This is a genomic window from Acinetobacter sp. YH01022 (genome assembly GCF_013420235.1).
In the GTDB taxonomy this organism is placed as follows: Bacteria; Pseudomonadota; Gammaproteobacteria; order Pseudomonadales; family Moraxellaceae; genus Acinetobacter.
Genome location: NZ_VOYP01000032.1, coordinates 26,331 through 35,529, shown reverse-complemented (window position 1 = coordinate 35,529; position 9,199 = coordinate 26,331). Strand labels below are relative to the sequence as shown.

Sequence of the window (9,199 nt, the reverse complement as noted above, 5' to 3'; positions counted from 1 at the left end):
TAACGGTTCAATTTCTTTAAAGGCTTCTCGACTAATGTCGCTGGGATATGGTTTTCTCATTGAATAATTTTAACAAATTCTTTTTTTAAGTGCTAAAAAAGAATGAAATTAATACTGGATAGGCTCTAAAGGGAGTTCAGGCATGAAAACAGTCAGAAACTTTCTGCACTTTTATTTAAAAACCTTTAAAGATATTGCTTCAAATAGCTCAATCTTGACCACGTTGGTACTCTCGGTATTTTTATACAGTTTCTTCTACCCGGCTGCCTATCAGGCAGAACATGCCGAATCCTTACCGATTATTATTGTCGATGAAGAACAAAGCCCGGTAACGTCCCGCATTATTGGCGAAGTGGCTAAAAGCCCCAATGTTGAAATCCGTGCAGTGACTGGCAATTTTGCTGAAGCAGAGCAGATGATCAAGCTGCAACAGGCAGATGGGATTTTACTGTTGCCGAACAATTTATCTAGCAGTCTGCGTCGAGGTGAAGTGGGTGGCATCGGTTTATATTTAAGTGCCGCCAATTTCTTAAAAACCCAGAAGATCGGTTTGGGACTGGCAGCATCGGTTGAACATGCGCTGGTTGAACAAGCAGAAAAATTCCAGCATATTTCTGAATTTGCTCCAGCGCTGTCGATCCATCAAATTCCCTTGTTCAATACCCTGTCTGGCTACGGCAGTTATATTTTTCCGGCCGTTGCCCCACTGATTATCCATCAAACCATTTTGCTGGGTTTGTGCATGTTAATTGCGACTTATCGTAAAAAGCACTGGATACCGAGTCGAACCGAATTCTGGGCATTATTCAGTGCCATTTTGACCATTGGTTTTCTGGGCTGTTTATATTTATTTGGATTTACTTTTTGGCTGAATGACTATCCAAGGGGTGGTAACTTCTGGGGCATGCTCATTGCGGTCCCTATCTTTGTGAGCTGCGTGATTGGCCTCAGCATGCTGATTGCCTCTTTTCTGGATATGCCGGAACGTGCAGGTCACGTGATTGTATTTAGCTCTATTCCGCTGTTCTTACTTTCAGGTACGGCGTGGCCGCATGCCGCAATGCCGAAATGGATGCAGTGGCTAGGCCAAGCGCTGCCTTCTACTCAAGGCATACAGATGTTTATTCAATTGAACCAGATGGGAGTGCCTACCCAGCTGGTCATTCCAAAAATGATTTATCTGGCAACCTTTGCCGGCATTTGTCTGGTTTGGGCATATTTTCGCCTGATCCGATCTGGTCAAAAGTAAGCTTTTAGCTATGAACTCATAAGATTATTAAATAAAACTTTACCATTTGGTTGTTTTTAACACCAAAATTGATCTTTTTTTGATCTTTTGAATCAATTATGAAGAAAAAAGTTAGATTGAATATACTAATCGATGCAAAATAGCCCCCTGTTCATATTTCATGAATTTTTTTTATATTATTCATTCCCACGCTCCCCGTAACATGCCGATGTGAGATCGACAGTGTTATAGCAGCTTTTTTATTGAAATTTGATTTTAAGGGCTTAGCATGAAAAAGATTAAGATTAGTCTTGCTTGGCAAATCGTCATTGCGCTCATTTTAGGTGTGCTTGTAGGCTCTTTTCTACACTATTCTCCCGAATATCGTGAAACTCTGATTAATAATCTGCTGAGCCCTTTGGGCGCAATCTTTATTAATTTGATTAAGATGATTGTCATTCCACTTGTACTTTCAATGCTGATTTTAGGTATTGCCAATGCAAGTCATGGTCAAAACTTGGGTAAACTGGGTTTCAAGACTATTGTTTATTTTGAAATTATTACCACGGTTGCGATTATTGTCGGACTGGTTGCTGCAAACGTATTCCAGCCAGGTGCCGGTATTGACATGTCGAGTTTGACCCAAACCGATATCTCTAAATATCAGCAAACCACCCAGGAAGTGAGTAGTCACTCGCATGGTCTGGTCAATACCATTTTATCTTTAATCCCGTCTAATATTTTTGGATCACTGACCGATGGGCATATGTTGCCAATCATCTTCTTCTCTGTGATCTTCGGTATTGGTTTGGGATCTTTAGCGAAAGAAACCAAGAAACCGCTAATTGATGTGTTGCATGCGGTTGCTGAAACCATGTTCAAAGTCACCCATATGATCATGCTTTTTGCACCTTTCGGTGTATTTGGCCTGATTGCGGCGACTGTTGCGAACTTCGGCTTTAGCTCACTGCTTCCGTTAGTCAAATTAGCATTATTGGTTTACGGTGCTATTTTCTTCTTCATCTTTGTGATTTTAGGACTTGTTGCCAAATTCTGTGGTTTCAGTATTTGGGAAATTATTAAAATTCTAAAAGATGAGCTGATTCTGTCTTATTCAACTGCAAGTTCCGAGACAGTATTACCGCGCCTGATGGAGAAAATGGAAGCCTATGGTGCGCCAAAATCTATTACCAGTTTTGTGATTCCAATCGGTTATTCATTTAACCTGGATGGTTCGACCTTATATCAAAGTATTGCAGCCATCTTTATTGCGCAGCTTTACGGTATTGATTTAAGCATGACCCAGCAAATCATTCTGGTGTTAACCTTGATGATTACTTCTAAAGGTATTGCCGGTGTGCCTGGCGTATCTTTCGTTGTATTGTTGGCAACCTTGGGAAGTGTGGGTATTCCGCTTGAAGGCTTGGCATTTATTGCCGGTATTGACCGTATTCTGGATATGGCCCGTACTGTATTGAATGTGATTGGTAACTCGTTGGCTGTTCTTGTGATCAGTAAATGGGAAGGTCAGTTCGATGCTGAAAAGCAAAAAAATTATGCTGTTGAAATCAAAGAGGCTGCATAATTCAGAATATCAAAAAAGGAAGCTTCGGCTTCCTTTTTTATGTCTTAAGCTTGAAAGAGCCTGTAAATAATTTTGTGTAATTGCTTTTCATAAATTTAAAGGTGATTGCTTAAGCGGTCACCGAATTCAATAATAAAGCGGCTCATGGCTAAACGCCAGTCGCGAATAGGCATATTCCACTTTTTAGACGCTGCATCAATTGCTAAGTAAATCACTTTACGTACAGAATCATCCGTTGGAAAGACTTTACGTTTTTTGATCGCTTGGCGTATTACGCTGTTTAATGATTCGATTGCGTTGGTGGTGTAGATGGCTTTGCGTATCTCGGCTGGATAAGCAAAGAAGGTATTCAGATTCTCCCAGTGCATACGCCAGCTTTTGCTGATCTGTGGATACTTGTCATCCCATGTTTGGGCAAATTGATCCAGGGCCATCAAGGCTGCCTCTTCAGTAGGTGATTGATAAACGGCTTTTAAATCCTGAGTGACCGCCTTGTAATCTTTCCATGACACGTATTTCAAGCTGTTGCGCAGCATGTGGATAATGCACAGCTGGATATGGGTTTGCGGGTATACGCTGTTAATAGCATCAGGAAAGCCTTTTAGTCCATCCACACAGGCGATCAGAATATCCTGCAACCCTCGGTTTTTAAGCTCAGTCAGGACATTCAGCCAGAACTTGGCACCTTCATTCTCAGCCATCCACATACCGAGCAATTCTTTCTGTCCCTCAAGATTAATGCCTAAGGCAAGGAATACAGCCTTGTTGATGACACTGCCATTATGACGGACTTTAACTACAATACAGTCCATATAAACGATGGGATAGATCGCATCCAACGGACGGTTTTGCCATTCAGCAACCTGCTCTTTGACTGCATCAGTCACCTTGGAAATAAGCGTTGGAGATACATCAGCATCGTACATTTCCTTAAAGGTAGCAACGATTTCACGGGTTGTCATGCCTTTGGCATAAAGGGATAGAATATGGCTATCCATTTGCGTGATACGGGTCTGATTTTTCTTAATCAACTGAGGCTCGAAAGTGCCATCACGATCACGTGGTATGGTGATCTCAATCTCCCCATCATCGCTAAGTAAAGTCTTACTAGAATAACCATTGCGAGAATTTGAACCAGATTTACGGGCATTTTTTTCATGTCCGAGATGTTCGGTAAGTTCGGCATTGAGAGCCGTTTCAACAGTGATTTTGGTCAACAATCGGGTGAATTGATTGAGATCTTCTTCTGTTTTGATTCCTTTAGCAAATTCTGCTGCAAGGTCTTTTAGTTTTTGTTCGTTCATCATGTTGCCTGACTCCGTTGTGAATATGAACATAGCAAATTCAGGCAATTACACAATTTAATTTACAGTCTCGATCGAAACCGTGAATGATCAATTAAAAAATTTACATCAACTTGAACATTCACGTCATCGTTCGGTAAATAACTTCATGGTGAATATCATGGCTGCTGTAGTGGCTTATTGTTTGAATCCCAATAAGCCAACTTTCCAAAATATGCTAAAAGGCTAAGCAGATTTCGTCGAACTCAGGTTATTTAAAGCTTTAAAAACTCTTTCTTTATCACCACCATATTCACGTGGAGAAACAAGTCGTTTTAATACATTGGCTAATTGTTGACTTGTTAATTCATTTAATCTGTCTAAAACCCATTTAGCGCGAGTTGAGCCATTATGAATATATGGCAAACCTATATTATGAAAAAATTTAGTAATTTTTGAACTTGATCTATATTCAGGATGAATTATTTCATTATTTCCACAAATAAACTCTGCTATTTGTTCCAATGTCTTTTGATCCATATCCCACCATTTTAATATTTATTAGATTATCTACTGTTATAAAAAAGGACGCCTAAGCGCCCTTCTTTTCAATATCAAAACTTAGTCGTCAGAATCTCTTAAATCTGATTCAGTATCAGCTTCATCAGCAATGGTTTCATCATCCACCAAAGTTTCAGAATCAATTAAAGCTGTAGAGGCAACAATTTCTTCGCCTTCCACTGCTTCAATAAATTCATCTTCTTCTACAGCTTCAACCGAAACTACGCCTACAAGTAACTCGTCATTACCTAAACGGATCAAACGTACACCTTGTGCGTTACGACCAGTTTGAGCAACTTCAGAAGCACGGGTACGTACCAAAGTACCACCATCAGAAATCAACATCAGTTCTTTAGAGGCATCAATCGCAACTGCACCCACCAACTGACCATTACGTTCAGAGGTCTTGATCGCAATCACCCCCTTACCGCCACGTTTCTTAGTTGGGAAGTCATCTACCGGGGTACGTTTACCGTAACCGTTTTCAGAAGCACACAGCACTTCACCCGTTTCAGGTACAACTACCAGTGAAACAATACGGCTGATTAAGGCTGAATCTGAACTATCTTCATCATCAGACTCGATATCGGTATCTTCAGCATCTTCAACTTGTGCGGCACCAATGGTCACACGCATACCGCGTACACCTTTGGCTGAACGTCCCATTGAACGCACATCAGTTTCAGCAAAACGAATTGCTTTACCTTCATTCGAGAACAACATGATTTGCTGTTCGCCATCGGTAATTGCAACACCAATCAAGGTGTCATCGCCAGTGAGTTCAATGGCACGTAAACCATTTGAACGAACATTACTAAACTGTTCAAGTTCTACACGCTTGATCGTACCGTACTCAGTCGCCATAAACACATAGAAGTTTTTACGTACCGCTTCGGCTTGCTGCGCAAAGTCAGCAATGATTTCATCATCCAGATCGCTTGCCGAAAGCTCAACACCCAATTGCTTCAATTGAACACGTAATGCATCAGACAAGTCATCTGCACCATCTTCAAGTTCAGCAAGTGCCGCTTCCAGTTCAGCATAATGTGAATTGATGATTTCATTTTCTTGCAGTTTCGCAGCATTGGTTTTTACAAATGCCTTGAAGTCTGCCAAACGTTCTTTAAATTTCTTCGGTGCATCAATTACCGGAAGAATTGCCGTAATGGTTTCGTTGGCATCAAGCGGTAACAGGTTCACCATTGGGCGACCTTTGGCACCACGCGACGCTTGCGGCACTTCAAATACTTTCAGACGATAGACCTTACCGACATCGGTAAAGCAAAGTACCGTTGCATGGTTCGAGGTCACAATCAGATGCTGAATGTAGTCATCTTCTTTCATTGAAGTCGCAGACTTACCACGACCACCACGACGCTGTGCAGCGTAATCAGAAAGTGGTTGAGTTTTCGCATAACCGGTTTTAGAAACGGTCAATACTACTTGCTCTTCAGGAATCAAATCTTCGCGAGAGAAATCAATACGTGATTCAACAATCGCGGTACGACGTGCATCGCCATATTGTTGCAGGATTAACGCCAATTCTTCTTTAATCACTGCCATCAATAAATTGAAATCGTTCAGAATTGCAGTTAATTCAGCAATTTGACCCAAAATTTCAGAATATTCAGCATGTAACTTGTCTTGTTCCAGACCAGTTAAGCGGTGTAAACGTAGTTCAAGAATTGCACCAACCTGTGCTGGAGATAAACGGTAAACATTACCATCTAAACCGAATCGACGGTTTGGATCTTCACCTTCAATCTCGTCAGGACGTACAGAAACCGAACCCGCTTTTTCCAGTAATGCAACTACGCCACCCGCAGCCCATTCACCCGCCTGTAAACGCTCGCGCGCTTCGCCCGGGTTGGCAGAGGTCTTGATGGTTTCAATAATCGCATCGATGTTTGCGAGTGCAACGGTCAAGCCTTCCAGGATATGGCCACGTTCACGCGCTTTACGCAGTTCGAACATGGTACGGCGAGTCACCACTTCCTGGCGGTGACGGATGAACGCAGCAATGATGTCTTTCAGGTTCATCAACTTCGGCTGGCCGTTGTCCAGGCAGACCATGTTGATGCTGAATGAATTTTCTAACTGGGTATTCAGGAACAGGTTATTGACAATCACTTCGGCGTTTTCACCACGCTTCAGGTCAATGGCAATACGCATCCCTTCTTTATCGGATTCATCACGAAGCTCAGAAATCCCTTCCAGTTTCTTCTCTTTCACCAATTCAGCAATACGTTCAATGGTTTTTGCTTTATTGACTTGATAAGGAATTTCAGTGAATACGATGGTGTTACGGCCAGTCTTCTGGTCTTCTTCAATGTGATATTTACCACGAATATGAAGACGACCTTTACCGGTACGGTAAGCATCGACAATGCCTGATTTACCGTAAATGATACCGCCTGTAGGGAAATCTGGGCCAGAGATATGTTCCATCAAGCCTTCAATGGAAATATTCGGGTTTTCCGCATAGGCCAAACATGCATTGATCACTTCTGTCATGTTGTGTGGCGCCATATTGGTCGCCATACCTACTGCAATACCAGTTACACCGTTAATCAGCAAGTTAGGAACACGTGTAGGCATGACTTGTGGAATGCGTTCAGAACCGTCGTAGTTGTCTTCCCACTCGACTGTGTCTTTTTCCAGATCGGCCAAAAGCTCATGGGTCAGCTTACGCATACGCACTTCGGTATAACGCATTGCTGCTGCACTATCGCCATCAACAGAACCGAAGTTACCTTGACCATCTACCAGTTGATAACGCAGGCTAAAGTCTTGCGCCATACGAACAATGGTTTCATAAACAGCAAAGTCACCATGTGGGTGATATTTACCGATCACATCACCGACGACACGGGCTGACTTTTTGTATGCTTTATTGTAGTCATTGCCCAATTCGTGCATAGCGAAAAGCACACGACGATGAACAGGCTTTAAGCCATCTCTCACGTCAGGTAATGCACGAGAAACAATAACACTCATGGCATAGTCGAGATATGAGCTTTTGAGTTCATCCTCAATGGCAATCGGTCGGATTTCCGATACGCTCATGCATACTCCTTATTACAAACAACCGTTCAGACTGTTCGTTTTATATAATCAATCTAGCAAAAAATTAACTCAAAATAAGCTGAGTTAAAATCTAAATACAGCCGTAAATTATAGCATAAATTCTGTTGTTTTTGTGCCATATCTCTTATCTTAATCTTGTTAATTTTCTATAATTTATCGTTTATTTTTTAGGCACTTTCATTTGTCGGGATTTTATGTGAATTCGTTCATTTTATTCAGTGTCTAGCTGCAAATTTTAGCGCTCAATGTTCGGGCGGTTTATTCAGTTAAAATAGTCTTTTCACCTTTAAAAAAATATAAATCGATTAAATACAGGCTCTCCCCTAGCTACACAAATACATTAAACCTGTATCACCTTGTACCACCATAAAAGATGTACATTCGTTTGCTGCCCCTGCAATGCTATCTATTGAGTCAGAATAGCCACATTCTCCCCCTAGAAATAGATAAGCTACGAACATCTAGGCATAAAAAAACGCTCCTTGCGGAGCGTTTTTTGAAGCATGTAGTGCTGAATTAGATTTTAGAAACCAATTCCGGAACTACAGTGTTCAAGTCACCCACTAACCAGTAGTCAGCTACTGCGTTAATTGGCGCTTCTTCATCTTTGTTGATCGCAACAATCACTTTAGACTCTTTCATACCCGCCAAGTGCTGGATTGCACCAGAAATACCAACAGCGATGTATAGCTCAGGCGCAACGATTTTACCCGTTTGACCGACTTGCATGTCGTTAGGAACGAAGCCGGCATCAACTGCAGCACGTGAAGCACCTTGAGCAGCGCCAAGTTTATCCGCTAATGGATCCAGGATTTTGTGATAGTTTTCACCTGAACCCACACCACGACCACCAGAAACCACGATGCGTGCAGCGGTTAATTCTGGACGTTCAGATTTCACAATTTCTTCTGAGATGAATTTAGAAAGACCCGCATCGCCAGTAGACGCAGCAGCTTCAACGCTAACCGCACCACCATCGCTTGCTACAGCATCAAATGCTGTACCACGAACGGTAGCAACAACAACAGACTCACCAGACTCTACGGTTGCAATTGCGTTACCTGCATAGATTGGACGTTTGAAAGTTTTAGGACCTTCAACAGCGATAATATCAGTGATCATGCTCACATCAAGAAGCGCAGCTGCACGTGGCAGAATGTTTTTACCCGTTGTGGTAGAAGCAGCAAGGATATGGGTATAGCCTTTGCCCAATTCAGCAACAAGTTTAGCCACATTTTCAGCCAACTGGTTTGCATAAGCAGCGTCGTCAGCAAGTAATACTTTGCTTACACCTGCAACTTTAGCTGCCTGGTCAGCAACAGCTTGCGCGTTCGAGCCAGCTACCAATACAGTGATATCACCACCGATTTTTTGCGCCGCAGCAACAACGTTTAAAGTAGCAGCGTTTAATGCTTTGTTGTCGTGCTCAGCGATAACTAAAATACTCATGATTTT

The 9,199-nt window shown here is 42.0% G+C and carries 6 protein-coding genes and 1 pseudogene; 3 read left to right on the top strand and 4 right to left on the bottom strand.

Annotation, left to right across the window (positions count from 1 at the left end; genetic code table 11):
- The first annotated feature begins 142 nt into the window (after positions 1-142).
- A complete protein-coding gene (locus tag FTT87_RS11700) occupies positions 143-1,249 on the top strand; it encodes an ABC transporter permease (RefSeq protein WP_180174899.1) in 1,107 nt (368 codons plus the stop codon).
- A 268-nt stretch (positions 1,250-1,517) separates the two neighbouring features.
- A complete protein-coding gene (gene gltP, locus FTT87_RS11695) occupies positions 1,518-2,813 on the top strand; it encodes a glutamate/aspartate:proton symporter GltP (RefSeq protein ID WP_180081515.1) in 1,296 nt (431 codons plus the stop codon).
- Positions 2,814-2,908: 95 nt separating this feature from the next.
- Here the strand turns inward: gltP and FTT87_RS11690 are convergent, their stop codons facing one another.
- Complete coding sequence (locus FTT87_RS11690; protein ID WP_180174900.1) at positions 2,909-4,117, bottom strand: IS256 family transposase; 1,209 nt, start codon at positions 4,115-4,117, stop codon at positions 2,909-2,911.
- 73 nt (positions 4,118-4,190) lie between these two features.
- On the opposite strand from FTT87_RS11690, the pseudogene FTT87_RS11685 reads away from it, so the two are divergent.
- Positions 4,191-4,346: pseudogene (locus FTT87_RS11685) on the top strand (transposase); the annotation flags it as partial.
- Here the strand turns inward: FTT87_RS11685 and FTT87_RS11680 are convergent.
- From FTT87_RS11680 to FTT87_RS11670, 3 genes are all read right to left on the bottom strand, one after another.
- Positions 4,343-4,636 (bottom strand): hypothetical protein, encoded by a 294-nt coding sequence (locus FTT87_RS11680; RefSeq protein ID WP_180174898.1) that lies wholly within the window; start codon positions 4,634-4,636, stop codon positions 4,343-4,345. The pseudogene FTT87_RS11685 and the gene FTT87_RS11680 overlap by 4 nt on opposite strands.
- An 81-nt stretch (positions 4,637-4,717) precedes the next feature.
- On the bottom strand, positions 4,718-7,723 hold the full coding sequence (gene gyrA, locus FTT87_RS11675) for a DNA gyrase subunit A (RefSeq protein WP_180174897.1): 3,006 nt from the start codon (positions 7,721-7,723) through the stop codon (positions 4,718-4,720).
- 537 nt (positions 7,724-8,260) lie between these two features.
- Entirely contained in the window at positions 8,261-9,193 is a 933-nt protein-coding gene (locus tag FTT87_RS11670) for an electron transfer flavoprotein subunit alpha/FixB family protein (protein WP_180174896.1), read from the bottom strand.
- Between the last annotated feature and the right edge of the window lie 6 nt (positions 9,194-9,199).

What these genes read in the sequence shown, in the direction of transcription:
- gyrA (WP_180174897.1), bottom strand. Translation starts at nt 7,723, where the DNA reads ATGAGCGTATCGGAAATCCGACCGATTGCCATTGAGGATGAACTCAAA.
- FTT87_RS11670 (WP_180174896.1), bottom strand. Translation starts at nt 9,193, where the DNA reads ATGAGTATTTTAGTTATCGCTGAGCACGACAACAAAGCATTAAACGCT.
- FTT87_RS11700 (WP_180174899.1), top strand. Translation starts at nt 143, where the DNA reads ATGAAAACAGTCAGAAACTTTCTGCACTTTTATTTAAAAACCTTTAAA.
- gltP (WP_180081515.1), top strand. Translation starts at nt 1,518, where the DNA reads ATGAAAAAGATTAAGATTAGTCTTGCTTGGCAAATCGTCATTGCGCTC.
- FTT87_RS11690 (WP_180174900.1), bottom strand. Translation starts at nt 4,117, where the DNA reads ATGAACGAACAAAAACTAAAAGACCTTGCAGCAGAATTTGCTAAAGGA.
- FTT87_RS11680 (WP_180174898.1), bottom strand. Translation starts at nt 4,636, where the DNA reads ATGGATCAAAAGACATTGGAACAAATAGCAGAGTTTATTTGTGGAAAT.